At 44.1% G+C, this 24,795-nt stretch carries 24 protein-coding genes and 2 riboswitches; of the genes, 22 read left to right on the top strand and 2 right to left on the bottom strand.

Features of this window, described 5'->3' with window-relative positions:
- The first annotated feature begins 14 nt into the window (after nt 1–14).
- The 9 genes from AC0MXB_RS11775 (at nt 15) to lpdA (ending at nt 10,357) form a co-directional block, all read left to right on the top strand.
- Nucleotides 15–1,658, top strand: a complete 1,644-nt coding sequence (locus AC0MXB_RS11775) for an amidohydrolase (RefSeq protein ID WP_474039879.1) — start codon at nt 15–17, stop codon at nt 1,656–1,658.
- Between the two features lie 120 nt (nt 1,659–1,778).
- Nucleotides 1,779–1,866, top strand: a riboswitch (glycine riboswitch).
- A 171-nt stretch (nt 1,867–2,037) separates the two neighbouring features.
- Nucleotides 2,038–3,138: a glycine cleavage system aminomethyltransferase GcvT gene (gcvT, locus tag AC0MXB_RS11770; RefSeq protein ID WP_474039878.1), complete on the top strand. Its 1,101-nt coding sequence runs from the start codon at nt 2,038–2,040 to the stop codon at nt 3,136–3,138.
- Between the two features lie 2 nt (nt 3,139–3,140).
- Nucleotides 3,141–3,530, top strand: coding sequence for a glycine cleavage system protein GcvH (gene gcvH / locus AC0MXB_RS11765; RefSeq protein ID WP_474040069.1), 390 nt, complete (start codon nt 3,141–3,143; stop codon nt 3,528–3,530).
- 1 nt (nt 3,531) lies between these two features.
- Entirely contained in the window at nt 3,532–4,878 is a 1,347-nt protein-coding gene (gene gcvPA, locus AC0MXB_RS11760) for an aminomethyl-transferring glycine dehydrogenase subunit GcvPA (RefSeq protein ID WP_474039876.1), read from the top strand.
- Complete coding sequence (gene gcvPB / locus AC0MXB_RS11755; RefSeq protein WP_474039875.1) at nt 4,875–6,326, top strand: aminomethyl-transferring glycine dehydrogenase subunit GcvPB; 1,452 nt, start codon at nt 4,875–4,877, stop codon at nt 6,324–6,326. The genes gcvPA and gcvPB overlap by 4 nt, the downstream gene beginning before the upstream one ends.
- A complete protein-coding gene (locus tag AC0MXB_RS11750; protein ID WP_474039874.1) occupies nt 6,314–7,132 on the top strand; it encodes a radical SAM protein in 819 nt (272 codons plus the stop codon). The genes gcvPB and AC0MXB_RS11750 overlap by 13 nt, the downstream gene beginning before the upstream one ends.
- On the top strand, nt 7,129–8,118 hold the full coding sequence (locus AC0MXB_RS11745; protein WP_474039873.1) for a radical SAM protein: 990 nt from the start codon (nt 7,129–7,131) through the stop codon (nt 8,116–8,118). Before AC0MXB_RS11750 ends, AC0MXB_RS11745 begins: the two co-directional genes overlap by 4 nt.
- Nucleotides 8,099–8,923, top strand: a complete 825-nt coding sequence (locus AC0MXB_RS11740; RefSeq protein ID WP_474039872.1) for a lipoate--protein ligase family protein — start codon at nt 8,099–8,101, stop codon at nt 8,921–8,923. The genes AC0MXB_RS11745 and AC0MXB_RS11740 overlap by 20 nt, the downstream gene beginning before the upstream one ends.
- A 15-nt stretch (nt 8,924–8,938) precedes the next feature.
- The gene (lpdA, locus tag AC0MXB_RS11735) at nt 8,939–10,357 is read left to right on the top strand and encodes a dihydrolipoyl dehydrogenase (protein WP_474039871.1); all 1,419 of its coding nucleotides are present in this window, start codon (nt 8,939–8,941) and stop codon (nt 10,355–10,357) included.
- A gap of 84 nt (nt 10,358–10,441) precedes the next feature.
- Here the strand turns inward: lpdA and AC0MXB_RS11730 are convergent, their stop codons facing one another.
- Nucleotides 10,442–11,380 (bottom strand): AEC family transporter, encoded by a 939-nt coding sequence (locus AC0MXB_RS11730; RefSeq protein WP_474039870.1) that lies wholly within the window; start codon nt 11,378–11,380, stop codon nt 10,442–10,444.
- Between the two features lie 144 nt (nt 11,381–11,524).
- Here AC0MXB_RS11730 and AC0MXB_RS11725 point away from each other — a divergent pair, with 144 nt between their 5' ends.
- The 8 genes from AC0MXB_RS11725 to AC0MXB_RS11690 all read left to right on the top strand — a co-directional run bounded on the left by AC0MXB_RS11725 (nt 11,525) and on the right by AC0MXB_RS11690 (nt 20,987).
- A complete protein-coding gene (locus AC0MXB_RS11725) occupies nt 11,525–12,424 on the top strand; it encodes a LysR family transcriptional regulator (protein ID WP_474039869.1) in 900 nt (299 codons plus the stop codon).
- A 100-nt stretch (nt 12,425–12,524) separates the two neighbouring features.
- A complete protein-coding gene (locus AC0MXB_RS11720; RefSeq protein WP_474039868.1) occupies nt 12,525–12,686 on the top strand; it encodes a hypothetical protein in 162 nt (53 codons plus the stop codon).
- 129 nt (nt 12,687–12,815) lie between these two features.
- The gene (locus AC0MXB_RS11715; protein ID WP_474039867.1) at nt 12,816–13,973 is read left to right on the top strand and encodes an iron-containing alcohol dehydrogenase; all 1,158 of its coding nucleotides are present in this window, start codon (nt 12,816–12,818) and stop codon (nt 13,971–13,973) included.
- Nucleotides 13,974–14,366: 393 nt separating this feature from the next.
- Nucleotides 14,367–15,350, top strand: a complete 984-nt coding sequence (gene kdgT, locus AC0MXB_RS11710; protein ID WP_474039866.1) for a 2-keto-3-deoxygluconate transporter — start codon at nt 14,367–14,369, stop codon at nt 15,348–15,350.
- Between the two features lie 118 nt (nt 15,351–15,468).
- Nucleotides 15,469–15,554: riboswitch (cyclic di-GMP riboswitch) on the top strand.
- Between the two features lie 102 nt (nt 15,555–15,656).
- On the top strand, nt 15,657–17,402 hold the full coding sequence (locus AC0MXB_RS11705; protein ID WP_474040068.1) for a methyl-accepting chemotaxis protein: 1,746 nt from the start codon (nt 15,657–15,659) through the stop codon (nt 17,400–17,402).
- 59 nt (nt 17,403–17,461) lie between these two features.
- The gene (locus AC0MXB_RS11700; protein ID WP_474039865.1) at nt 17,462–17,857 is read left to right on the top strand and encodes a hypothetical protein; all 396 of its coding nucleotides are present in this window, start codon (nt 17,462–17,464) and stop codon (nt 17,855–17,857) included.
- A 105-nt stretch (nt 17,858–17,962) separates the two neighbouring features.
- Complete coding sequence (locus tag AC0MXB_RS11695; RefSeq protein WP_474039864.1) at nt 17,963–19,981, top strand: SpoIIE family protein phosphatase; 2,019 nt, start codon at nt 17,963–17,965, stop codon at nt 19,979–19,981.
- A 76-nt stretch (nt 19,982–20,057) separates the two neighbouring features.
- Entirely contained in the window at nt 20,058–20,987 is a 930-nt protein-coding gene (locus AC0MXB_RS11690; RefSeq protein WP_474039863.1) for a methylenetetrahydrofolate reductase, read from the top strand.
- Between the two features lie 51 nt (nt 20,988–21,038).
- Here AC0MXB_RS11690 and AC0MXB_RS11685 read toward each other — a convergent pair whose 3' ends face one another.
- Nucleotides 21,039–21,887 (bottom strand): methyl-accepting chemotaxis protein, encoded by an 849-nt coding sequence (locus AC0MXB_RS11685; RefSeq protein ID WP_474039862.1) that lies wholly within the window; start codon nt 21,885–21,887, stop codon nt 21,039–21,041.
- Between the two features lie 166 nt (nt 21,888–22,053).
- Between AC0MXB_RS11685 and AC0MXB_RS11680 the strand changes: the two genes are divergently transcribed.
- The 5 genes from AC0MXB_RS11680 to AC0MXB_RS11660 all read left to right on the top strand — a co-directional run bounded on the left by AC0MXB_RS11680 (nt 22,054) and on the right by AC0MXB_RS11660 (nt 24,792).
- The gene (locus AC0MXB_RS11680) at nt 22,054–22,608 is read left to right on the top strand and encodes an HPP family protein (protein ID WP_474039861.1); all 555 of its coding nucleotides are present in this window, start codon (nt 22,054–22,056) and stop codon (nt 22,606–22,608) included.
- Between the two features lie 78 nt (nt 22,609–22,686).
- Complete coding sequence (locus tag AC0MXB_RS11675; RefSeq protein WP_474039860.1) at nt 22,687–23,097, top strand: DUF3842 family protein; 411 nt, start codon at nt 22,687–22,689, stop codon at nt 23,095–23,097.
- Nucleotides 23,098–23,109: 12 nt separating this feature from the next.
- On the top strand, nt 23,110–23,523 hold the full coding sequence (locus AC0MXB_RS11670) for an acyl-CoA thioesterase (protein WP_474039859.1): 414 nt from the start codon (nt 23,110–23,112) through the stop codon (nt 23,521–23,523).
- 45 nt (nt 23,524–23,568) lie between these two features.
- Nucleotides 23,569–24,114: a hypothetical protein gene (locus tag AC0MXB_RS11665; protein ID WP_474039858.1), complete on the top strand. Its 546-nt coding sequence runs from the start codon at nt 23,569–23,571 to the stop codon at nt 24,112–24,114.
- A 21-nt stretch (nt 24,115–24,135) separates the two neighbouring features.
- Nucleotides 24,136–24,792 (top strand): coenzyme F420-0:L-glutamate ligase, encoded by a 657-nt coding sequence (locus tag AC0MXB_RS11660; protein ID WP_474039857.1) that lies wholly within the window; start codon nt 24,136–24,138, stop codon nt 24,790–24,792.
- Nucleotides 24,793–24,795: the final 3 nt, after the last annotated feature.

Below are 24,795 nucleotides of genomic sequence, written 5' to 3'. Positions count from 1 at the left end.
GAGGAGTTGATTCTATGGCTTTGAATCAATTTTTTGCAGACACTGTTTTTTTAGGCGGAAAAGTAATTACGATAAATAATCAAAATGAAATTTGCGAGGCTGTTGCTGTACGGGGAAATCGGATTATTTACGTCGGCAGTCGCTTGGGAGCAAAGGAGTATATAGGAACAAAGACAACTGTTATCGATCTTAAGGGGCGAGTGGTGACGCCGGGGTTTATTGACTGTCATTTTCATCCGATTTTATATGGCTTTTTTGATGGAGCGATTATTGATATAACCTATGAAAAAGCGAAATCGATTGCGGCGATTCAGGCCATTATTGTGCAGGAGGCAACGAAGCGGCGCCCTGGTGAATGGATCAAGCTGTGGGGCTATGATCAAAATAAATTGCAAGAGCAGCGTCATGTGACTATTGAGGATCTTGATGCGGCGGCGCCAGAAAATCCCGTGCAGTGTATGCGAGTCTGCGGTCATATGGGCGTGTATAATACGTTGGCACTAGCAGCTGGCGGAATTCATAGCCCGGCCGATGCGGCTAAGTTTGCGAAAAATGAAGTTGTTGTTGAAAATGGTCGCCTTACAGGCATGACGAAAGAAACGACAAATTTTTATCTTTGGTCTAAGGTTGTCTATAGTGATGCAGAAATGCGGGCGGCTCTAAAAAAATCCAATGATTTACTCTTGAAAACAGGCATTACATCGATTCATGATCCCGGTGAATTTGGCGCACAATCATTTCAGTTGATGCAGCAAGCTTGCTATAATGGGGAGTTCAAGCCTAGGGTCTATGCGATGCTGCACAGTGTTTTTGGTAAGCCTTTTTCTAAAAAACTCTGCGATGATTTTTTGGCGCTGGGACTGCAAAGCGGGATTGGCGACGAAAGATTTAAACTAGGTACGTTGAAAATTATGATTGACGGCGGTACTAGCGGCCCGTCCTGTGCGACCCGCCAGCCTTACAGTCATAATGAGAAGCTGCCAGGAATTTTGACCTGGACCCAGGATGAGGTTAACGCTATGATTGCGACGGTACATACGGCGAATTGTCAAATGACAGCCCATGCTGTAGGCGATTTGGCAGTAGAAATGATGCTTACAGGCTATGAGCAGGCAGCGGCGAAGTATCCCCGTGAGGATTGTCGCCACCGTATTGAGCATTGCGCTTTAACTGATGAAGCGCTGATTGCTCGTATGGCTTCCCTTGCAATTATTCCTGTCTCAAATCCGGCATTTATGACGATTAACGGTAGTGACTATCGCCGTTACTATGGCGATAGAGCCGATTATATGTTTGCGGCGAGAAGCTATATTGACGCGGGGCTGCGACCGGTAATCGGTAGTGATGCGCCAACTTGCGAAGAGAGTGTGATGCGCGGCATTGACGGCTCTGTCAATCGCCGGGATCGACGAACCGGGGAAGTGATTGGCGCTAACCAAAAGATTACTGTGGCAGAAGCGTTGCGGCTGTACACGATTAACGGCGCCTATGCGAGCTTTGAAGAAAACATCAAGGGAAGTATTGAAGTGGGAAAACTGGCTGATCTTGTTGTTCTCTCCGAAGACATTCTAGCTTATCCCGAGGAACAGTTGATGGATATTCAAGTGGACCTTACCATGATTGATGGCGAGGTAGTTTATGAACGGCTGGAAGGCTAGAATATTCTCAATTTGATAAGAAATCTTTTAACGAAGTGAATTGACAGAAAATATTTCCTCTCATATACTTAAAAAAAGACGGTTTTACAGCTTTACTATTTTAAAACTTTATAACTAGGAATGATGACTGCGGGAGAGACGCCTTCGAGGCGCACCGAAGGAGCAAAGCTTTGTTCAAACTCTCAGGTAAACAAACTGCAGCCGGACCAGACTCTGGAGAGCACACAACGATGTGTCACCGATGGGGACTCCGTCAGGAGTAAATCTCTCAGGTAAAAGGACAGAGAACAAGAGTGAAACTACACTGTTGTTCTCTGTCCTTTTTGTGTGCTCTAAAATCAATGGTATTTTCTTCATTAAAATGATAGGAGTGATGTAAGTGACGGCAAAACGAACCCCTCTCTACGAAACCCATTTGCGTTATGGTGGTCGAATCGTGGAATTTGGCGGCTGGTCGCTGCCAGTTCAGTACAGCGGGATTAAAGAAGAGCATCTGGCAGTGCGGACGAAGGCGGGACTGTTTGATGTGTCCCATATGGGAGAATTTCTGGTCACAGGGAAAGATGCTCTAGATTTTTTGCAAAAAGTAGTGACAAATGACGTAGCGAGATTACAAGAGAACCAGATTCTTTATTCACCCATGTGTTATAACGACGGCGGCACTGTTGATGATTTGCTTATTTATAAATATTCGGCTGAGCAGTATCTGGCGGTAGTGAACGCGGCGAATATTGACAAGGATTGGGCCTGGATGGAAGAAAATAAGGCTGGTTTTGCTGTTACGCTAGAAAACCTGTCAGATCAGACAGCCCAACTGGCGCTGCAAGGGCCTGTGGCTAAAAAGATTCTTGCCAACCTGACGGATGCTCCCTTAGCGGATCTCACCTATTACTGGTTTTGGCCGGAAGTGATTGTTGCAGGCAAGAAGGTACTATTGTCTCGCACTGGTTATACCGGCGAAGATGGATTTGAATTATACTGCGCACCTGAGGATGCTGCCGATCTATGGGAAGCGATCATGGAAGTTGGTAAGCCTATGGGGCTTTTGCCAGCAGGTCTTGGTTGTCGCGATACACTGCGCTTTGAAGTCTGCTTTCCTTTATATGGTCATGAATTGACCGCAGAAATTACGCCGATCGAGGCGGGAATTGGCTTTTTTGTAAAAGTTGATAAAGAAAATTTTAATGGGAAAGAAGTGTTGGCAAAGCAAAAACAAACGGGGCCGCAGCGCAAACTGGTGGGGATTGAAATGGTCGGCCGCGGTGTGGCTAGAGCGGAATATCCCGTCTTTTGCGGCGAAGAAAGAATTGGCCAGATTACAACAGGCTCTTATGGACCGTCCCTAGATAAAAATCTCGGACTGGCTTTAATCAACAGTGAGTATGCCCAAATCGGTCAGGAGCTTTTTGTGGAGATTCGTGGTAAAAAAATTGCTGCCCAAGTGATTTCAAAACCATTTTATAAACGGGAGGAGAAATAATGATGAACATTCTAGCAGAATTAAAGTATTCGAAAGATCATGAGTGGGTTCGGGTTGAAGGCGATATGGCTTATATTGGTGTAACCGATTTCGCACAAGCACAGTTAGGTGATGTTGTGTTTGTCGAGCTGCCAGAAGAAGGTCGCGAACTAACAGCTGGTGACAGTTTCTCTGTCATTGAATCAGTAAAGGCTGTTTCGGATATTTATGCGCCAGTTAGCGGGAAAATCGTAAAGGTCAATATGGGGCTAGAAGATGCGCCAGAATTGATCAATCAAGATCCTTACGGTGAAGGCTGGATTGTTGCTGTAGAAATTTCCAACTTGGCTGAACTTGACGCTCTGTTAGACAGTACAGCCTACGAAGAACTTGCGGCCGAAGGGGGCCACTAATATGGCCTGGAGCTATTTGCCTCATACGGAAGAAGACCGTCAGGCGATGCTTCAGGCGATTGGCGCTTCTAAGATCGCTGATTTGTTTGAAGATGTGCCAGAGCGTGTTAGGTTGCAAGGTGATTTGCCCCTGCCAGCGCCCTTGTCGGAGCACGAGCTTGCCAGTCATTTACGGCAGCTTGCGCAAAAAAATGATAATCTACAGGATTTTACTTGCTTTTTAGGCGCAGGCGCCTATGATCGCTATATTCCCAGCGTGGTAGCTCATGTACTGGGGCGATCGGAATTTTATACGGCTTATACGCAGTACCAGCCAGAAATTTCGCAAGGGTATTTGCAGGCTCTCTGGGAGTATCAATCCATGATCTGCGAGCTTACGGGCATGGCTGTGGCCAATGCATCTATGTATGACGGCGGCACGGCGTTAGCGGAAGCGGCCATGATGGCGGCCTCTGCTAAGGGAAGAACTAAAATTCTCTTAGCGCAGACGGTTCACCCTCATTATCGGGAAGTTTTCGCTACGTATGGCCGTGATAAGGAACTGGTGACAGTAGCAGCGCCTTATGCTGACGGAGTGACTGACTTAGTCAAGCTAGAAGAACTTTTCGATCAGGACACGGCGGCGCTCATTGTTCAATATCCTAACTTTCTGGGGTCGATTGAAGATATAAAAACATTAGGGGATTTAGCTCATAGATACGGCGCCTATTTGATTGTAGCAGCAGACCCGATTGCGCTCGGAATACTGGAAGCGCCAGGTCATCTAGGTGCTGATATTGTTGTCGGCGAAGGACAGGGATTGGGATTGCCGCTTTCCTTTGGCGGACCCTATCTTGGTTTTTTTGCCACAACGGAGAAGTTAATGCGCAAAATGCCTGGTCGCATTGTCGGACAGACGACAGATACCCGGGGAAATCGCGGTTTTGTGTTGACGCTGCAGGCGAGAGAACAGCATATTAGAAGAGAAAAGGCTACGTCGAATATTTGCTCGAATGAGGCGCTTTGCGCTCTAGGGGCGGCTGTTTATTTAAGCGCTCTCGGCAGAGCAGGATTGCAGCAGACAGCCGATTTGTGTTTGCAAAAATCTCACTATGCCTACACGGAACTGCTAAAGTTAGATGGCTGTGAACCAGTTTTTTCGCAACCCTTCTTTGCGGAATTTGTGATCAAGGTAAAAACACCGCCAGCTCTGTTAAATCAAAAACTGCGAGAGAAAAAGATTCTAGGCGGTCTCGATCTGGGAAAATATTATCCAGAACTTACGGGGTGTCTATTGCTTGCCGTAACCGAAAAGCGAACGAAGGCAGAAATTGATTCTCTTGTTCAGGAAATGGGGGCGTTATTGTGAAAGAGAGCCAAAAACTCATTTTTGAAATGACGAAGCGTGGTCGCTGTGCCGTAGATTTACCAAAACTGGATGTACCAAGCCAAGCAGTGACTGCTTTTATTCCCCCAGATTTGCTGCGGCAGGAACCGGCGGCATTGCCGGAAGTGAGTCAGCCTGATTTGATTCGACATTACACGGGACTTTCCAATCGGAATTTTGGTGTTGATTCTGGTTTTTATCCGCTGGGATCTTGTACGATGAAATACAATCCGAAAATTAACGAAGATGTCTGCCGTTATGACGGCTTTGCTGCGATCCACCCACTTGAGGACAGTGCTTCCGTGCAAGGCGCTTTAGCGCTTTTGTATGAAACAGAGCGATATCTAGCGGCGATTGCTGGCATGGAAGCCGTTACCATGCAGCCTGTGGCTGGGGCTCACGGCGAACTGACTGGGCTAAAACTGATTCGCGCCTATCATCGGTCGCGCGGTGAAGTGCGCACAAAAGTGATTGTACCTGATTCGGCCCATGGGACGAATCCCGCTACTGCTGCCGTCTGCGCCCTAACTATTATTGAAATTAAATCAAATCCCGACGGCTCGGTCAATCTGGCAGCTTTGCGCGAAGCAGTTGGGCCTGATACAGCAGCTTTGATGTTGACAAATCCTAGTACATTAGGTCTGTTTGAACGCCAGATTGAGGAAATTGCCGCGATTGTTCATGCTGCTGGGGGACTCTTGTATTATGACGGAGCAAATATGAACGCCATTATGGGAATTGCCCGTCCTGGTGATATGGGTTTTGATGTAGTCCATTTTAATCTGCATAAAACTTTTTCCACACCGCACGGCGGCGGTGGTCCTGGTTCCGGTCCTGTAGGCGTTAAAAAAGAACTTGTACCGTTTTTACCTGTCCCGGTGATTACGCTTACAGGTGGTCAGTATAATTTTGATTTTGATCGACCGTTATCGATCGGCAAAATGCATTCTTTTTACGGGAATTTTGGCATTATTGTCAGGGCTTATGCTTATATGCGCACTCTTGGTGCGCAAGGACTTCGGCAGGTCAGCGAGGATGCTGTATTAAACGCCAATTACTGTCTGAGTCAGCTAAAGAGCGATTATGATTCTCCCTTTGACCGTCATTGCATGCATGAATGTGTTCTTACTTCTAAAAAACAACGTGAATTTGGCGTGAAAACTCTCGATATTGCCAAACGACTCCTTGATTACGGCTATCATCCGCCAACCATCTATTTTCCGCTCATTGTGGAAGAGGCGCTTATGATTGAGCCGACAGAAACAGAAAGCAAAGAGACGTTAGATGGTTTTATTGCTGCTATGCAGGCCATTGCGGCAGAAGCTCAGGAGTGTCCCGAAAAAGTTATAGGGGCGCCGCATGATACGATAGTTGGCCGTCTCGACGAAACAACAGCGGCGCGAAAACCGGTGGTACGATGGCAGAGTTAAATAGAAAAGTCATTTTTGCGTATCCGAATCAGACAAAAGCGATTACTTTGACAGGCAGTCGCTGTGACTTAAAATGTTCTCATTGCGGCGGGCATTATCTCCAAGGCATGAAACCAGTCACCGCGATTGCGGCAGAGAAACAGCGCGGCGCCCGCAGTTTTTTAGTGAGTGGCGGCTGCCTCGCTGACGGTCGGGTTCCTTTTGGTGATTCGCTAGAGCTTTTGGCAGAGTTAAAGCAGGACGTCCGCTATAACCTCCATGTAGGACTGATCGCCGACGATGAGATTGAGAAAGTAGCTGCTCTAGCTGATACGGTTTCCTTTGATTTTGTGGGGGATGATCAGACGATTCAGGAGGTTTTACATCTCAACCGCACGGTGGCCGATTATGCCGCTTGCTACGAGAGCCTTAAACAGCACTGCAGCGTTATTCCTCATATTTGTATTGGTCTCTATGGCGGCGAAATTCGCGGTGAGTACCGAGCCTTAGAAGAATTACAGCGACTAGGAGCTGACAAAATTACTTTTATAGTGTTTACGCCGACGAAGGGAACCTCTTTCGCCGATAAAAATCCACCGGCTTTGACAGAAGTAGAAAAAATTTTTGCTGAGGCAAGACGCTTATTTCCTCATATACCGCTGCAGCTTGGCTGTATGCGTCCTGGCGGCGCTTATCGGCGGGAACTTGATTGTATGGCGATTCAAATGGGATTAAATGGAATCGTAAATCCAGCTAAAGATGCTGTCAAACTAGCTGAGGAACTTGGGTTACAGCCTGAGCGGCGAGAGGAGTGCTGTGTGCTATGACAATGTGGAAAGTATCAGCAGGGACAGCTGCCGTGATGGGGAAAAAACGCTTAAAAAGTGATGCTATGCCGACTACGGCCTATGTCATGCTTGGCGAAGATTGTCAGGGAAACTGTTCGTTTTGCGCGCAGTCGCGACAGAGTAGCGGCAATAAAAATTATTTATCGCGGATTACCTGGCCGAAAATAGCCGAAACAGAGGCTGCGTCAGGCATTGCTGCCGCTTGTGCAGGTGGCCCCTTTAAACGCATTTGTCTTCAAGTTGTGAATAGTCAGGGCAGTATGGCCGCGACGCTGCAAGCTCTTTCAGTTTTGACTGCTGAGGGCAAGGGTAAGCTGATGGCGCCTATTTGCGCATCTAATTATATTGTGAATTGCGATCAGGCAGGGGAACTACTGGCTGCTGGTGCTGAAAAGGTTTGCTTAGCTCTAGACGCCGCATCGCCTGCGGTTTTTGCAACAATGAAAGGCGGTGATTTTTCACTGCGCCGTAACCTTCTCTCAGATTGCGCTGCCGCTTTTCCTGGTCGGATGGCCACGCATCTTATTATCGGCCTGGGCGAAACTGAAAAAGAGGCGGTACGTTTTCTAGCTGATTGCTTAAAGGAAGCGATTACCGTAGGGCTCTTCGCCTTTACGCCTGTAGCGGGAACACCGCTGGCCAATCGAAAGCCGCCGGAGATTGGCGTGTATCGCCGGATTCAAATGGCTTATTATTTGCTGCAGCAAGGCTTTGGTTATGAAACAATTTTATTTGATGGCGATCGAATCAGAGGTTTTAATCAAGTGGATATTTTATCAGTTTTTGCTAGCGGAAAAGCCTTTGAGACGTCAGGTTGCAAGGATTGTAATCGGCCTTATTATAATGAACGGCCAGGCGGTACGATTTATAATTATCCCCGTCCGCTGAGTGACGGAGAAATTTTGCAGGCGATTCGCGAGAGCGGTATAGGCGGTGAAGGGCAAGATGTTTTGGCGTGCTGTTGATACAGGCGAAAACTCAGGCGCGGTAAATATGGCGATCGACGAGGCCATTATGGCTGCTGTGAAAGCGGGAAAAGCGCCGCCAACGTTGCGGTTTTATGGCTGGAAGCCAGCTACTTTAACACTGGGTTATTTTCAAAAGGCTGCAGCAGAGATTGATCTTGCGCGCTGTCAGGAGAAGGGGATTGCTGTGGTGCGTCGCATGACTGGCGGCAGAGCGGTGCTGCATGACCAAGAAGTGACCTATAGTATGATTGTCGGCGAAACGGAACCGAATATTCCCCGGACGATTACGGCCTCCTATCATTATTTTAGTCAGGGACTGCTTAGGGGATTAAAAAATTTAGGCATTGATGCGCAGCTAACCATGCCAAGAGCTGCCTACAGTCAACGGCGAAAAGAACATTCGTCAGCTGCTTGTTTTGACGCACCGGCTCAGTACGAGATTACGGTTGCTGGCGCGAAGCTTGTAGGCAGCGCACAAGTGCGAAAACACGGTGTTATTTTACAGCACGGCTCTATTTTGCTTGATTTTTCGCCAGAAGACCTGGGGGCTCTGTTACGCGTTGATTCCGAAGAAATGCGGCAGCGTCTTACCAAGCTTCTAGGTGACTCGGTTACAGCGTTGCATAAACTGCAACGAAGGCAAACAACTTATGAAGAAGTATGTGAAGCTCTGTGCGGCGGATTTTCACAGGCTTTAGATTTTCAGTTAGTGCCAGGAGCTTTGACAACTGAAGAAACTACAGCAAGTAAGCACTTGGTTCAAGAGAAGTATAGTCAGGCGGCGTGGAATTTGCGGCGCTAATAAGGAGAGAATACGATGGATTATGATATGGCCGTTATTGGCGGCGGCCCCGGAGGTTATGTAGCGGCGATTCGTGCGGCACAACTGGGAGCGAAGGTTCTGCTCCTGGAAAGAGCAGCACTTGGCGGCGTTTGCTTAAACCGCGGCTGTATTCCCACTAAAACGCTGCTAAAAAGCGCTGAAAAATGGCGCGATCTAAGTCATTTGAATGAATTTGGCATACAGGTTGATGGAGCTTCGTTTCAGTACAGCAGTGCGCGCGAACGTATGCTGAAAGTCACTGCGACGATGCGTCAAGGCATAGAACAGCTCATGGGGAGTAATCACATTACCGTGAAACGAGGTATAGCCAGTTTGTGCGGTATACAGCAAATTAAGCTTCAAACAGAACAAGGCGATGAACTGTATACTGCGGAAAAAATTATTATAGCTACAGGCTCTGAAACGGTAAAACTGCCGGTGGCTGGCGGTGACTTGCCTGGCGTGATTGATAGCGACGCCTTGCTAAACTTGCCAGAACTGCCAAAGCGGCTTGCCATTGTCGGAGCAGGTGCTGTGGGCGTAGAATTCGCTGCCATTTTACAGACCTTTGGCTGTGAAGTGACACTGATTGAAATGGCGCCGACGATTTTGCCAGACGTAGATAGCGACATCGTAAAGCGCATGGCTGTGATGCTGCGAAAACAGGGAATTAAGCTGTTGACAAAGCGGACAGTCACGAATGTTGCGGCAGGGACACCCACTAATGGTAATACTTCAGAGCTAGTAGTTACCCTGGCTAACGGCGATCTAATGGAAACCATTACGGTGGATAAAGTTCTCGTTTCTATTGGTCGTAAGCCTCTTGCTCATGATTTGGCCTTAGAGACTGCCGGCGTTGCTTATTCAACTAAGGGGATTGTAGTTAATGAGAAACTTGAGACGAATATAGCGGGGATTTACGCTATTGGTGATGTTACCGGAAAGTATATGTGGGCTCATGCGGCTTCCGCGGCAGGAATGATCGCTGCCGAAAACGCCTGCGGACAAAATCATACTGTAGACTATGCGGCTGTACCTAGCTGTATTTATACCACGCCGGAAGCGGCGATGGTTGGTATTACTGAAGAGACGCTAAAAGCAGGCGGCAAAGAATATAATGTAGGTAAATTCAATTTTGCTGCCAATGGGAAAGCGGTTTCTATGGGTGAAACAGATGGTTTTGTCAAGATGCTATCGGACAAGAAAACTGATAAGCTACTTGGCATGCACATCTTAGGTCCTCATGCGAGTGACCTCATTATGGAAGGCGTTCTAGCTATGCAAAATGGCTTAACTGTGCAAGCTGTTGCACAAACGATTCACCCACACCCTGGGTTAGCTGAGGCGATCATGGAATGCGCTCATGGCATTGGCGGTGTGATGATTCATCAGGCGCCGATTCAGAGAAAATAAGGAAACGAAAATAATAATAAAAAAATAAAAGAAGCGCTTTGTCAAACCTGAAAATCAAAGTACAGGTTTTGGCAAAGCGCTTCTTTATTGTAGAATCGTCATATAAACGGGAATGGCAAAGACGGCTAACAGCGTAGTTAATGTAATAAGAATAGACGCATACTCACTATCGGCTTCATAGACCTTGGCAAGAACTGCGGTTTGGGTCATAGCAGGTAAGGCCGATTGAATGACAAATACCTTTTTCATGAGTTCAGGAATCGGGAAGAATGAAGCTACAAATAAAACAAGAAATGGTGAAATTAGAAAACGCCCAGTTAATACAAAGAAAATATCTTTGCTCAGCTTCAGTTGACTTCGCTTTACGCCATACATAGAGATCCCAATAAATAACATAGATAAAGGGGTTGTCATACCACCAAGATATTTGCAGGTATTCATTAGAAAATCAGGCAGGTGAACATCTAAGAGAATTAGTAGTACCGCTAGGGAAAATCCCATAAACGGTGGAGAACAAACTCGCTTTAAGCTAGCAAGGCTAATGAGTTTTGCTGGAGCTTGTTTGCCATCTAAGCTAATCGAGTAGTTGCCAATGGTCCAAAAAAGAAAAGCATTGGCCAGAAAATAAACAAGAACATAAGGCAGGCTTTTTTCTCCAAAGAGCGCTAAATTGACTGGTACGCCGACGAATACAGAGCTAGAACAAAAGAAAGCGGAACGAAATGTACCTTGGTGGTTTTTTGGTACTTTGATGATTTTAGAAATGAGAATACTGATCAAAAATCCTAGCAACATTGATAGAATCGGTACGATAATTCCCGAAAAGAGCGGAATAAAATGATCTTTATCAAAGGTACTGAGCAGGTTCCACAGCATGTATGTCGGCAAGGCAACATAATTAACTAGGCGGGGAACTAGGGGGACGCTTTCCCCTCTAAACCAGCCGCCTTTTGTCAGAAAATACCCAAGTGAGACCATAATTACTATGGTCATTAAACTAGTAATTGCTTGAAAAAAGGCCATGAAATTTCCTCCTGCGAGCGAAACAAGACTATTCGTTGTTCTTGTTGGCTAAATTATGTATTATTATAACAAAGATGATATTTTATGAATAATAGGTAAAAACTGTTTGTTCTATAGGAAAAAACAATAAAAGAGGCTAACGAAGTGGATATAAAACAATTAACATACTTTCGGACTATTGTGGAAGAAGGTAATGTAACTGGAGCTGCGAAGCGGTTATTTATGGCTCAGCCTTCTCTCAGTCAGCAGCTAAAGCTGTTAGAAAGCGAGCTTGGCGTTCATTTGATTGAGCGGGGAAATCGACGAATTCGATTGACTGAAGCTGGTCGGATTCTTTATGAAAGAACAGGTATGATTCTTGATTTAATTCAAACCACAGTTCAAGAAGTGCAGGAAGCTCAGGCGGGCCAGCGCGGTACGTTAGCGATTGGTACCATCGCTTCTTCTGGTGTAACGTTGTTGCCAGGCATAATCCGCGATTTCCATGAACAATATCCGGAAATCCAATTTCAATTACGCGAGGGCGATACGCAGGAAATTTTAGAACTCTTACAAAATAAACGGATTGAAATCGGGATTGTGCGCTCTGGCTTTGATCCGGCTTTTTATCATTTTCTCGATCTGCCCTCTGAACCAATGCTTGTTGCCATGAGCGAAAGGTGGCAAGGAGAGAGGGGGAGGGGGTCGATCGCATTAGCGGATTTGAAAAATAAGCCGCTTTTATTACATAAAAGCAATGAAATGATGATTAAAAAATGTTGCAAAATGGTTGGGTTTGATCCTTTTATTTGCTGTAGTGGCGACGATATACGGACACTTCTCGTATTAGCAAATGAGGGGATTGGTTTAGCCGTTGTGCCGCGTTCGGTGCTTGGACTGATTCCTAGTCAACATTTGCTTTATCGTGAGCTAGAAAATTCTCCATTAGAAATTAAAAAAGCCGTTGTTTGGCTTAGGCATAGACGATTATCGACGGCAGCGACACGGTTTCTACAAATTTTGCTTAGTAAAGGTAATGATTTGCCGAAAAATAGCGACAATTAAAGCCGGGAGAGGCATTGCTATTTAATAAGGGAGTGTGTTATACTACAACCAAATATTTTAGATATGGTAAATTTTGTGAAGTGACAGGGGGATTTTTAGCATGTGCCCATTTAAAAGCAACTGCCAAACGTGCGCTGTAAATACGAAGGATTTTAATATTTGCGCTCGTTTTAAAGTAGCTTTTTTAGTCGGTGTTGACAAAGTGCCTGGTGACATGAAGTCCATCGATTATCATCTAGTTGCTAGTCTTTTGGCAAAATAAATAGTGATCGTTTTAGCCGCCGAAATATGATTTTGGCGGTTTTTTCTTTGAAAAAGTCATTAAATTAAGCAGGTAATTTTTGATTTTTGTGGAAAATTTAGAAAATAGAATGGATAAGGAGCTGGTTAGATGAATAATTTTCAGTTTCAAAACCCAACTAAGATTCTTTTTGGCAAAAATCAGGTGAAACGTCTGCCGAAAGAAATACCGGCAGGATCAAAAGTCCTTTTAATTTATGGCGGCGGCAGTGTAAAAAAGACGGGGGTTCTTGATGCGGTAAAATCTGCATTGAAAGAGTTCGAGACTGGTGAATTTGGCGGTATTGAACCGAATCCGGCCTATGAAACACTGATTCAGGCAGTAGAAAAGATTAGAAAAGAAAAGTATGATTTTTTACTGGCAATTGGCGGCGGTTCGGTTATGGACGGTACGAAATTTATTGCAGCAGCTGTTCCTTTTACACAAGAGGATCCGTGGAATATTGTAGCGAAAGGGTTGGCCATTCACGAGGCTGTTCCGTTTGGAACGATTGTTACCTTGCCTGCTACAGGATCAGAAATGAATCCGACAGGTGTTATCAGTCGAAAAGAATGGAAAGATAAACTGGCGTTTTCTAATCCACTGTTGTTTCCGAAATTTTCAATTCTTGATCCCGAGTACACTTATACACTGCCAATGAAACAGGTTGGCAACGGTGTTGTTGATGCCTTCATTCATGTGATGGAACAATATATGACCTATCCTGTACAAGCCAAGGTGCAGGATCGTTTTTCGGAAGGTTTGCTGCTTACCCTAATCGAAGAAGGGCCAAAAGCTATTGCGAAGACGGACGATTATGATGTACGAGCAAACTGGATGTTTAGTGCTACCTTGGCGCTAAATGGATTGATCGGTCAAGGCGTTCCGCAGGATTGGGCCACCCACATGATCGGCCACGAAATTACAGCGCTTTACGGATTGGATCATGCCCAAACGTTGGCGATCGTATTACCAGCGCTGCTGACTGTCCGAAAAGAGCAGAAGCGTGATAAGCTGCTTCAATATGCAGACCGAATTTGGTCATTAGGGAATTTGCCGGAAGAGGAACGGATTGAGCAAGCGATTGCAAAAACGCGTGAATTCTTTGTTGCGATGGGCGTGCCAACACATCTTTCTGAATATCACTTAGGCGCTGATGCTGTTGAAGAAGTGGTTAAGAGTTTAGAAAAACACGGCATGGTAAAATTAGGGGAAAATGCTGATATTACACCAGCGGAAGTTAGAAAAATCTTGCTGGCTGCTTTATAAAGTATAAGGGATCTAGCTGCAAATCAGCAGCTTAGATCCCTTTTTAATAAATGAAAATGAATTAGTATTCCACATTGTGAAATTTATTGTTAGAACTGTGGAAATATTCTTGTAAAAACAAAAAATGAAATATATAATAAAATTATAAAATTCGTGAAATAAAGTTTTATAATATGGAATTTTAAAAAGGGGGTTGTAATAGACGAATAAGAAGTTTCAGCAAAATAAATGTGGGATTGCTGCAAAAACAGTCTTTTTGTGTAATGTAAACCGGTACACTAATGAATTTTAAGTTATTAAATAGCGAGAAAGAGATTTTGGCGATGAATTTTTATATTATTAATAGATTCATGAATTAATACGCAATTTAATGACAGAAGGGAAGGCTAGAATATGCAAATTAAACAGAAAATTGATAAAATTCCTGGCGGTCTCATGTTAGTTCCATTGTTTTTAGGAGCTCTGTGTCACACTTTTGCTCCTTGGTCAGGCAAGTATTTCGGATCGTTTACCAATGGCTTGATTACAGGAACTGTACCAATTTTAGCTGTTTGGTTTTTCTGTATGGGGGCAGCGATTGATGTTCGCGCTACTGGAATTGTACTGAAAAAATCAGGTACTTTAGTGATAACAAAAATTGCTGTTGCTTGGGTTGTCGCTTTAGTAGCGGCGAGTATTCTTCCTGGTAATGGGATTCAAAATGGTTTTTTTGCCGGACTTTCTACGATAGCTATTATTGCAGCTATGGATATGACGAATGGCGGTCTTTACGCTTCGATTATGCAGCAATATGGTACTCAGGAAGAAGCGGGAGCTTTTGTATTGATGTCCATTGAATCAGGTCCGCTCGTTACCATGTTGATCTTAGGTGGAGCCGGTATTGCCTCCTTTGAACCACACTTGTTTGTCGGTGCGGTTTTACCCTTCCTCGTTGGTTTTGTTTTAGGGAATCTCGACCATGAACTGCGTGAATTTTTTGGCAAGGCGACACATACAATGATTCCCTTTTTTGCCTTTGCGCTAGGAAATACAATTGATTTAAGTGTGATTCTAAAAACAGGTTTACTGGGTATTTTACTTGGTGTTGGTGTTATTATTATTACAGGAATTCCGCTTATGCTTGCTGATAAATTTATTGGCGGCGGCAATGGAACGGCAGGGATTGCTGCTTCTAGTACGGCTGGCGCCGCTGTAACGAATCCTATTATTATTGCTGGCATGAATCCGGCGTTTGAACCTGTTGCCCAGGCAGCAACGGCGCTTGTCGCCACATCTGTTATTGTAACATCTGTTTTAGTGCCGATCATTACTGCTTGGTGGAGTAATTATGCCAAACGCAGAAAAGGCGATACTTTAGTAGAAAAAACCAGCTATTAACGAGGCCCTCTTTGCATTATTGAAGCAAGTTTTTCTGCTTCGATAATGCTCTTTTTCATTTATTGACAAATTTCCAAATATACTGTAATCTTTTAACTATTATAGGAAAAGATATTGATTCACCATTGGGCAAACTTGTTGAAAAACAAGGACGCAAAGCCACTGGGTCTAAAGACGAAGGTCCATGATCGCCAGGTTGCTAGTTGGTTATTTTGTATCTCCATCGTCAGATTCGCAGCAGGCAGTCTGACGTTTTTTATTGTTTTTTTACATTTTATAATATAGAGGGGGATGAATTTTTTGGCAGTGATACAAGCGGGAAAGCAGAATATTGGCATGAAAATTGGAATTGGTTTTTTGGTTATGATCGTATTGATTCTGGTTTTGGGAATTGGTTTTTATCATGAATCAGGTAAGAATGCTAGCGCGATTAGTACTATTGGCAGCTCTAATACAAGAGCTTTAACAGCTGCTAAGGCCGAGAATGTTTATACAGGTGCTGTTTTGGAAATTCGCCGATTTATTGCTGACGGTGATGATAAATACCGTCAGGGGTTTATTGGGAAAATGGATACAGTGGTTGAATTAGAACAACAACTATTAGCGAAAGCGAGTTCGTCTGATAAAGCAGAGGTTGAAAAGCTAGTTAACAATACGAACACCTACTATTCTGGGGTTAAAGAGCGATTGATTCCTCGCTTAGTGGAGGCGCAGCAAGCCAAAAAAGCGGGAAACGGCGCCCTCCAGGCTAAAGCTGAAGCCGAAGCGGCGGCAGTAACCAAAGAATTAACGCCCTTTGCGCAGCAATTACAGGCCGCGTTGGCAGCGATTGAAGCCAATGAAGCAAAAGTGGTAACTGATATCGTAGCAGACTCTGCTCAAAATGCGGCCCGCGTTCAGTTCTTTTCTCTGGCTGTTATGGTACTGATTCTTGCTGTCAGTGTTTTGCTTAGTTTTGTGTTAACTCGGATGGTTGTGAAGCCTTTGCAGGTAATGACACAAGCGCTTGATCAAATGGCTAGTGGTGATTATTCGGTGCAATTGCCGCCTGCCTTTGTCAATCGCGGCGATGAATTTGGTCAAGTTGCGATGTCACTGGCGCATCTCAGGGAGAGTATGCGTGAACTCATTGGTTCGGTAGCCAAACAGTCAGAGCAAGTGGCGGCGTCATCAGAAGAGTTAACGGCAAGTGCTGATCAGTCAGCGCGGGCCTCAACGCAGGTTGCAACTGTGGTTACGGAGATTGCCGAGGGCGCTTTAGCGCAGGCGAAAGCCGTTGATGCAGCTGCCGCAACGGTAGAAGAAATGTCCCAGGGAATGGGTAAGATATCGGCTAACGCACTGGCTGTTAGCCAGGTGGCGGAAGCCGCGGCGAAAGCTTCTTTTTCTGGTACGGCCCGTGTGCAAAAAGCAAATGAGCAGATGGCTCATATTGAAAAAACTGTCGTGGAATCGGCCCAAGTAGTTGCTAATTTAGGGGCAAGATCCAAAGAAATCGGGCAAATTGTAGAAACTATTTCCGGCATTTCCGGGCAAACTAACTTGCTAGCCCTCAATGCTGCTATTGAAGCGGCTCGCGCAGGAGAACAAGGCAAAGGTTTTGCTGTCGTAGCGGAAGAAGTGCGAAAATTAGCGGAACAGTCCCAAGATGCGGCTAAACAGATCGAAGTTTTGATTCGTGACATTCAAGTCGATACGGATGCCGCTGTAGCTGCAATGGAAACAGGCACAAAGGAAGTGAAAACCGGTACTGCTGTTGTCGAAGAAGCAGGTGGTGTTTTTGGGGAAATCAAGGAACTGGTTAGTGATGTGACAGAAAAAGTGCAAGGTATTTCCCAGGCAATTGATTTAATGGCAGGCAATGGCAAAACTGTTGCTGCCTCTGTACAGCAAATTGATCAGGTAAGTCGCGAAACAGCTGGTAGAACTCAGACTGTTTCAGCTGCTACAGAAGAACAATCGGCTTCGATGGAAGAGATTGCTGCCTCAAGTCAGGAACTGGCGCGCATGGCGGAAGTACTTCAATCAGCGATTCGCAAATTCAAGCTATAAGGGTATTGTTAACAAAAAACAGGGTACTCTAGTATATTATGATACTAGGAGGTTGTACCATGGGTGATGAATTAGATCAATTGATTCGCGACCAAATTGTTCCCTTTCATTTGCGCAATGTTGAAGCGCTTGGTGCAAAACATCCTCATATTATGGGGATGGTCAATTCTGTGATGGCGAACCAAGAAAATCGGGCGGCGATCCGTATTCAAGAGCAAGGCAAGATAGTTGGTGAGTATACATTTTTACTGAAAGGCCTTAAAATTGAGACGGTCGAATCAAACACGCTTGATCCTCAGTTCCAGCATCCCTTTTTAGGAAAAATAAAACCTTTTGTGACGTTAGAACGTACCGTTTTAGAAAAGGTTTTGGCTGATGATAAAAATTATCTAGAGGAGCCGTTTTCCGCGGTAGTGCCTTATTTGAGCGAAATTACAATTCAATTTCTGCCATGAAAAGAGCCTAATGGCTCTTTTCTTTTTGGAGCTTACGGCAGGGTTTGGCGTGGTTTTGTCAAAATGTTATTATGAAATAACAGCGTCGGTAGAGGGGGAGCGTAAATGAAACAGAAAAAAGTGAGGAAAATTACTGCAATTGGCGACTCTACCGCCAATACAGATCGCCTTGAGGCGATTAAACAATTGATTTATAGCTGTAGCGCTGTTGCATCAAAGGAAGAATTTCTTACATCGCTTGTTCAGTTCATGCAAAAGGAGTTTCAATGTCAATGTGTAGGAATCCGCGTTCTTGATGAGCAGGGGGGGATTCCTTATCAAGCTTATACTGGCTTTAGTCAAGAGTTTTGGGAACAAGAAAATTTTGTGCAAATTTCCAACGGGGATTGTATTTGCACGCGTCTAGCCGCCGGAAAGCTGTTGCCGTGCGATTTGCATTTGATAAATGAACAAGGCTCGTATATTTTACCTGCTTTTTCTCAATTAGATGGTCTACTTAGTGAAGCGGATCTTGGCAATTATCGGGGAATTTGCGTTGCTACAGGATTTCAAAGTGCGGCCATGATTCCGATTGTTTATCAAGGAGAAATAATGGGGCTGATTCATCTTGCTGATATGCGACCCAATCAGATTCAAGCGGATATTGTCGCTTTGATTGAGGGAATGGTTCCCTTAGTAGCAGAAGTCTTAAGCCGCAATATAATCGAAAAGGCGTTGCTAGAAAATCAGGAACGACAGCAAATCTTAAATAATATTGTGCAAGTATTGCCTGGCTTGGCTTATGTGATTGATGCTGCAACGTGGCAGCTGCTATATATAAGTGTTTCGATGGAACAACTTTATGGCAAACGCGTGATTGGACAAAGCTGTTTTAGCTTTTTTGGAAAATCTGCCCCTTGTCATTATTGTCCTCTATTGGAAAATGGATCAAAAGAATACTTTGATAAAACAACAGGCGTGTATTATAAAGCGGAGTCGAGGCAGATTGAGTGGCCTGGTAGGGACTTGATGCAGCTTTTATTTGTCATGGATATTACGGAGCAAAAACTGGCCGAGGCAGCGCTAGAAGAAGAGAAGGAGCGTTATCGCGTTCTGCTTAAGCAGTCGGCTGAGGCTATTGTTGTCAGTGATTTTGCTACAAAGGCTGTTACCGAAGTAAATTACGCTTTTTCCCGACTCTTTGGTTATACGAACGAGGAAGCGTTGCAAGAAACACTGTTTTCGCTGGGGATTCTTTCGGAAAAAGAAGCGAAAAAAATGGATGTAAGCCTTCGGTTACAAGGGGTTTGGTCAAGACAAAATCGACGGTATTATCGACGGGACGGACAGCTCTTTTATGGTGAAATGCGCAGCTCTTTGATTACTTATTTAGGGAAAGAATTTGTTTTGTTTTCTTTTCGTGATTTAACGGAACGGCAAAGATTGCAGACAGAATTACAAGAACAGGTTTATTTGGCTCGACTGGTACAAACGTCATTATTGCCGCCGCCATTTCAAGATAGAAGGGTTGCGATTCGTACTATTTTTCAGCCTCTTTCACTCGTAAGTGGCGACTTTTATGGCTATCGTTGGTTTCATAATCAGCAAATTTTACATGGCTATTTAATGGATGTAACGGGCCATGGCATTGCTGCAGCGTTGCACACTTCTGCTATTAATAGTTTACTTAATGAAATTATGGATCAGGAAGAAGCTTGGACGAAAGCATCTATGCATCGATTAAACAATCAATTAAGTACTTATTTTCGTGATGGAAATTTTGCGGCTTTAATGGTCTTTACTTTTGATTTTACAAAGCGCAAGCTGTCTTACATTTCTGGCGGTATTAATTACTTGCTCTTGTCGCAGCGTGGTCAAGCAGAGTTAAAGAAAGTTCCTGGTATTTATTTTGGTTTAACTGATAAGGCAGAGTTTGAACTTCACAGTATGAATTTTGCCTCTGGTGATAGCTTTTATTTCATGACTGATGGCATTTATGAGCATTTACCGTCTGAGGTAATTGAAGGCGCCGCTGATTTTGCGGCAACGACAACATTACTCGAAAAAATTTCCTCTGGCGTTATCGAAGATGATTGTTCCGCTCTGGCAATTCATATTAAAGATTCCTTTTTGCAGAAGCAGTAGCTTTAAGTAAGAAAATATAGTAGACTAGCAAAGAAAGGTTTTACAAAGTTACTACTTTTATGAAAGAGGAGAGTCTATGCTGCGAGAAAAAATTATAAATTGTGAAGCTGGTATTTTAACTTACGGCCTTACGCCGCCTAAATACAACAATAGTCAGGAAAAGATCGCTGAAATCGCGCAAAAGCAACTAGAAAGAATTAAGAAGTTGCCGTTGGATGGGCTGATTTTATATGATATTCAAGATGAAGCCGATAGAGTTGCCGCAGATCGTCCCTTTCCTTTTATGAAAACCGTTGATCCTGATGTATATGCTAGTGAGTATTTGCAAGAACTCGATATTCCTAAGATTATTTATCGTTGTGTAGGAAAATATGGCAAAGTGGAATTGGCGAATTGGCTGAAAGAAGATAATGGTGAAGATCGTTTTTCCGTGTTTGTCGGAGCCTCGTCACGCGAACAAAAAGTTTCACTGACTTTACCAGAGGCCTATCATCTCCGTCAAGACGTAGCTTCTAAAGTGATGCTTGGCGGTGTCGTGATTCCGGAGCGTCATAGTAAGTACGGCGATGAACACAAGCGGATTTTGCATAAAAGCGAACAGGGGTGTCAGTTTTTTGTTTCTCAAGCTGTTTATAATATTGAAGCGGCGAAAAATTTTCTTTCCGAATACTACTATTTCTGTCAACAGGAAGAACGGGTGATGGCGCCTATATTGATGAATCTGACTCCTTGCGGTTCCATAAAAACATTGGAATTTATGAAGTGGTTAGGCATTAATATTCCTAAATGGTTAGAAAATGATTTAATGCATTCTGAAGATATTTTGGACAAGTCCGTGGAACTGTCTAAAAAGATTTTTGCAGAGCTCTATGAATTTGCTCTAGCGAAAAATATTCCCCTAGGCTGTAGTATTGAAAGTGTTTCGACACGCAAGGTTGAAATCGAAGCTTCCGTGGAATTAGCAAGATCAGTAAGCTCTCTCTTTGCAAGTAAACAAAAAAAGTAGGCGCCATACCAGGCTCCTACTTTTTTTATATGAATCTCATTCATTTTTCAGTTAGTTATAACGAGCCACATAATCTTCTAAGTGCTTTGCATTCGTGTTGATTTGTTCTAAGGTCGAGGCGATTTCTTCGGTGGTAGCAGCCTGTTCCTCACTAATACTGCCAGTTACTTCAATCGATTTATTAATTTGCGCTACCGCTTCTTGAATTTCTTTCAAGGTTACTTGAATCTTTTTTACAGCTTCTTGTGATTGATCGGCTAGCTTACGGACTTCTTCGGCTACTACGGCAAAGCCGCGGCCTTGCTCGCCAGCGCGGGCTGCTTCGATCGCCGCATTTAGACCAAGTAAATTCGTTTGCGCCGCAATATTTTTAATGAATTCGAGAATGTTAGCTGTGTCGCGATTTTTTTCTAGCAGTGTTTGGGCCAGCTTAATGGCTTGTTGTCCAGCCGCGGCCAGTTCGGTAGCGCTTTGTGCTACTTGCGTTACACTTTGCGTCGCTTGCGCTGTTGATTCGGCGAGCTCTGATACACTTTGGACTAAAACAACGCTGTCATTTAAGTCAATGCCTGAACTGAGGGTTCCGATAATTTCTTTATTGACACCATAGATGGGCGTAAAAATCGTTTTGATGGTTCGACCATATACTTCCGGTGGAATATCGGCAAAAGTAGTTTTTCCTGTTTTGATACATTCGACAATCGTCGGAATGTCAGCAATCGTTTTGCCGTTCGGCAGATCAAGTTCAAACTGTTTGGCACGGTGATAGCTAATATATTCGGTTAAGTCTGTTAGGCCTGTTGCCATATCTTCCCGAACAATCTGGTTTAGATAAGGAAGAACTAATTTAAAGGCAGCTAAAATTTCCTCGTTCGTCTCCGGAGTGTGGTCTTTGGTCATCCTAGGCATCCCCCTCAAAAGATATTTGTTACAAAAAGATTCGACCTTTTTTGTGATTTCCCTCTTTATTTTGTCATATTAATAATAAGAAGGTCGCTTTCTGTCAGTAGAGAAGGAACTCCCTACTTTAGAGGGTTTGTTTTATTTTTAGCGAAAGAATATAGTCATGATGAGTATGGAAAAACAAGCGGCTAAACGTCACTATTTGCTGCGAAAATTAAAGTATGAAAAAATTATTGCTACCAGCCTAGGTGGAGCTTTGGCGATTGCCTTGCTCGCCTTTTTGTCACATGATCAGTCCTTTTTAATCCCTCCTTTTGGCGCTTCCTGTGTGATTGCTCTGGTAATTCCTGATAGCGCCTATGCCAAAGCACGCAGTATTGTGGGCGGCCATTTTTTAGCGAGTTTAGTAGGGCTTATGGTGTTTTCTCTGGGGGGAGGGGCTTGGTGGTGCTACGGTTTAGCAGTGGGGCTTGCTATGTTGGTGATGCAGCTTACGCGTACATTGCATCCGCCAGCAGCGGCTGATCCTGTATTGATCTTGGAGCAAGGTCCGCTCGATTGGTCTTTTTTAATATTCCCTATTTTGGTAGGAACAATGATCCTCGTTTTGTTTGCTGCTAGCTACCGACGCTATTTCTTACCGCAGCGTACGAAGGAGCGGAATAAGCAAGTTTTTTTGACAAATGAGGGGAATAAAAGTAAAATAAATAAAGTATGATATTTCTTATCAGGCATGCTATGAGCGTGCTTTTTTTATAGTCCTGTCGTTTGGGATTTATTGTAAAGGGGGCTTCTAATGGTTATTGCAATTATTGACGGCATGGGCGGCGGCTTGGGAGTGCAGCTTGTGACACAATTGAAAAATCATAAACTTTCTGATGTAGAAATCATTGCCCTAGGAACAAATGCTTTAGCTACTAATAATATGGTGAAGGCTGGGGCTCATCGCGGCGCAACTGGAGAAAATGCTATAGCTGTATCAGTCAAAAGAGCTGATATTGTAGCTGGGCCGATTGGCATCGTCATCGCTGATGCCCTTATGGGTGAAATTACACCGCGGATTGCTGCGGCTGTTGCTGCAGTTGATGCCAGAAAAATTCTTGTTCCGGTTAATCAAAATCATTTTGAAATTGCTGGTTTAGAAACGCGGCCGATGACCTATTGGATTAAAGAGGCTGCGAATCGAATTGTGGCGCTTTGCCAGTAAAGGAGCTTGTTCATGGTATCACTTGAGAATAAAGTGCGTTTTGTTGAGACGGATCTTATGGGTGTTGTTCATCATTCCTATTACTTTAACTGGTTTGAGATGGGACGAGTCGAATATTTGCGGCAAGCTGGAATTTTGCTCAATGATCTTCTCGCGCAGGGGATCGTGTTTCCGATTACGAATGTGTCTTGTAAGTATCGTGCTTCCGCTCGGTTTGATGATGTAGTTTTGATTCAAACTACATTGAAGGAAGTTTCGAAAGTAAAGATGATTTTTACTTACGAAATTATTAAGGAAGCAGGCCACATTTTACTTGCCACTGGGGAAACGGAGAATGTGTTTACGAACGAAGCGGGAAAAATTATTCGACTGCCAGTCCTTTATTATGAGCGCTTAGTAGCAAGCCGTTTAGAAAAAAATGAATAAGAAAAGCTAATTTACCGAAAACAATAGTAAAATGGAGGCTTTATTGTGGATGCTTTGATGATCATTTTGCTGCTTATTATTCTATTTATTGCGGCAGTTTGGCTCTATATCGCCCGACAGGGAGATGCCGAATTTGTTTTTTTAGTGGAAGAACATACTCCTTGGATCGTAGAAGAACTTGATGATAGATCTGTTACCTTTACGGCCAAAGTTCCCTTTATCAATAAAGGGCGGCAGGGTGGTACAATTATGGATGCTTATACGCGCCATTTGCTGCCTTGTGAACAATATGATGCTGTTACTGTGCAGTCTCAACTTACGAATGAAGCCATGTTCCGAACTGACGGCTATTGGGAGTCGGTCATTGTTACGCCCAATGAGGGCGGTCGGGCCATTGTTACTGTGAAGCTTACGGCGAAAGAAGGAACGATTCAGACGGCTATGACCGATATGGTGAATATGCCTGTAGAAATTGTATATCAAATTGTAGCCCGCAGTGATTGGTATATTACCAAGAACCGGCTATTGTTTGTAGCGGAAGAAGCCCGCGAGGCGCTGAAAAATAAACTTGCTGCAGTGCAAGGCGAGTAAGGCCGAAAGGGGAGAAGAATCATGGAAGAGTTAGAATTAATACCAGTTCGGACGAGAATCTTAACCGATAGCGATGATATTGTTGATGTGATGGAACGTTACGCGAAAGAGCAAATTGGTCCTAATGATGTAATTACGGTGGCGGAAAGTGTTGTAGCAATTACACAAGGGCGTATGACGCGGCCGGAAGAGCTAAAACCTTGTTTTTTAGCTCGTGTGTTATGTCGGTTTATTCCGCAAGAAGGCAGTATGTCCAGTGTATATGGCATGCAGGCAGTTATGGATGTAGAAGGCAAGTATCGCGTATTGTTTGCGATGATTATAGGAATTTTAGGCAAAATGATTGGCAAGAGCGGTGTCTTTTATAATATGGCAGGACGTCAGGCTGCTTTGGTTGATGATGTAACAGGGACGATGCCGCCTTTTGACAAGAGTATTGTTTATGGTCCGGCTGATGCAGATCAGGTGGCTCAAAAGATTAAAGACCGACTTGGCTGTTATGGCGCTGCCGTAGCCGATGTCAATGATTTGAAACGATCGCTGATTGTAGGCACAAGCCAAGGACTGACAGCTGACAAGCTGGCAAAAATTTTAATTGATAATCCTTTTGGCAATGCCAGCCAGAAGACGCCGATTGTAATTATAAAAAATTACGCGCAAGCTGCCGACAAAATTTGAGTA

The sequence above is a fragment of the Pelorhabdus sp. sgz311001 genome, assembly GCF_055901755.1.
Note: the sequence above shows the minus strand (reverse complement) of the source record. Positions and strands in the feature narration are given on the sequence as shown.

Bases quoted from the DNA above. Each gene is read 5' to 3' on its own strand.
- AC0MXB_RS11745 (WP_474039873.1), top strand. From the start codon at position 7,129: ATGACAATGTGGAAAGTATCAGCAGGGACAGCTGCCGTGATGGGGAAA.
- AC0MXB_RS11730 (WP_474039870.1), bottom strand. From the start codon at position 11,380: ATGGCCTTTTTTCAAGCAATTACTAGTTTAATGACCATAGTAATTATG.
- gcvPA (WP_474039876.1), top strand. From the start codon at position 3,532: ATGGCCTGGAGCTATTTGCCTCATACGGAAGAAGACCGTCAGGCGATG.
- AC0MXB_RS11750 (WP_474039874.1), top strand. From the start codon at position 6,314: ATGGCAGAGTTAAATAGAAAAGTCATTTTTGCGTATCCGAATCAGACA.
- AC0MXB_RS11685 (WP_474039862.1), bottom strand. From the start codon at position 21,887: ATGACCAAAGACCACACTCCGGAGACGAACGAGGAAATTTTAGCTGCC.
- AC0MXB_RS11700 (WP_474039865.1), top strand. From the start codon at position 17,462: ATGGGTGATGAATTAGATCAATTGATTCGCGACCAAATTGTTCCCTTT.
- AC0MXB_RS11715 (WP_474039867.1), top strand. From the start codon at position 12,816: ATGAATAATTTTCAGTTTCAAAACCCAACTAAGATTCTTTTTGGCAAA.
- AC0MXB_RS11695 (WP_474039864.1), top strand. From the start codon at position 17,963: ATGAAACAGAAAAAAGTGAGGAAAATTACTGCAATTGGCGACTCTACC.
- AC0MXB_RS11680 (WP_474039861.1), top strand. From the start codon at position 22,054: ATGATGAGTATGGAAAAACAAGCGGCTAAACGTCACTATTTGCTGCGA.
- kdgT (WP_474039866.1), top strand. From the start codon at position 14,367: ATGCAAATTAAACAGAAAATTGATAAAATTCCTGGCGGTCTCATGTTA.
- AC0MXB_RS11690 (WP_474039863.1), top strand. From the start codon at position 20,058: ATGCTGCGAGAAAAAATTATAAATTGTGAAGCTGGTATTTTAACTTAC.
- gcvH (WP_474040069.1), top strand. From the start codon at position 3,141: ATGAACATTCTAGCAGAATTAAAGTATTCGAAAGATCATGAGTGGGTT.
- lpdA (WP_474039871.1), top strand. From the start codon at position 8,939: ATGGATTATGATATGGCCGTTATTGGCGGCGGCCCCGGAGGTTATGTA.
- AC0MXB_RS11775 (WP_474039879.1), top strand. From the start codon at position 15: ATGGCTTTGAATCAATTTTTTGCAGACACTGTTTTTTTAGGCGGAAAA.
- AC0MXB_RS11660 (WP_474039857.1), top strand. From the start codon at position 24,136: ATGGAAGAGTTAGAATTAATACCAGTTCGGACGAGAATCTTAACCGAT.
- AC0MXB_RS11675 (WP_474039860.1), top strand. From the start codon at position 22,687: ATGGTTATTGCAATTATTGACGGCATGGGCGGCGGCTTGGGAGTGCAG.
- AC0MXB_RS11740 (WP_474039872.1), top strand. From the start codon at position 8,099: ATGTTTTGGCGTGCTGTTGATACAGGCGAAAACTCAGGCGCGGTAAAT.
- AC0MXB_RS11720 (WP_474039868.1), top strand. From the start codon at position 12,525: ATGTGCCCATTTAAAAGCAACTGCCAAACGTGCGCTGTAAATACGAAG.
- AC0MXB_RS11670 (WP_474039859.1), top strand. From the start codon at position 23,110: ATGGTATCACTTGAGAATAAAGTGCGTTTTGTTGAGACGGATCTTATG.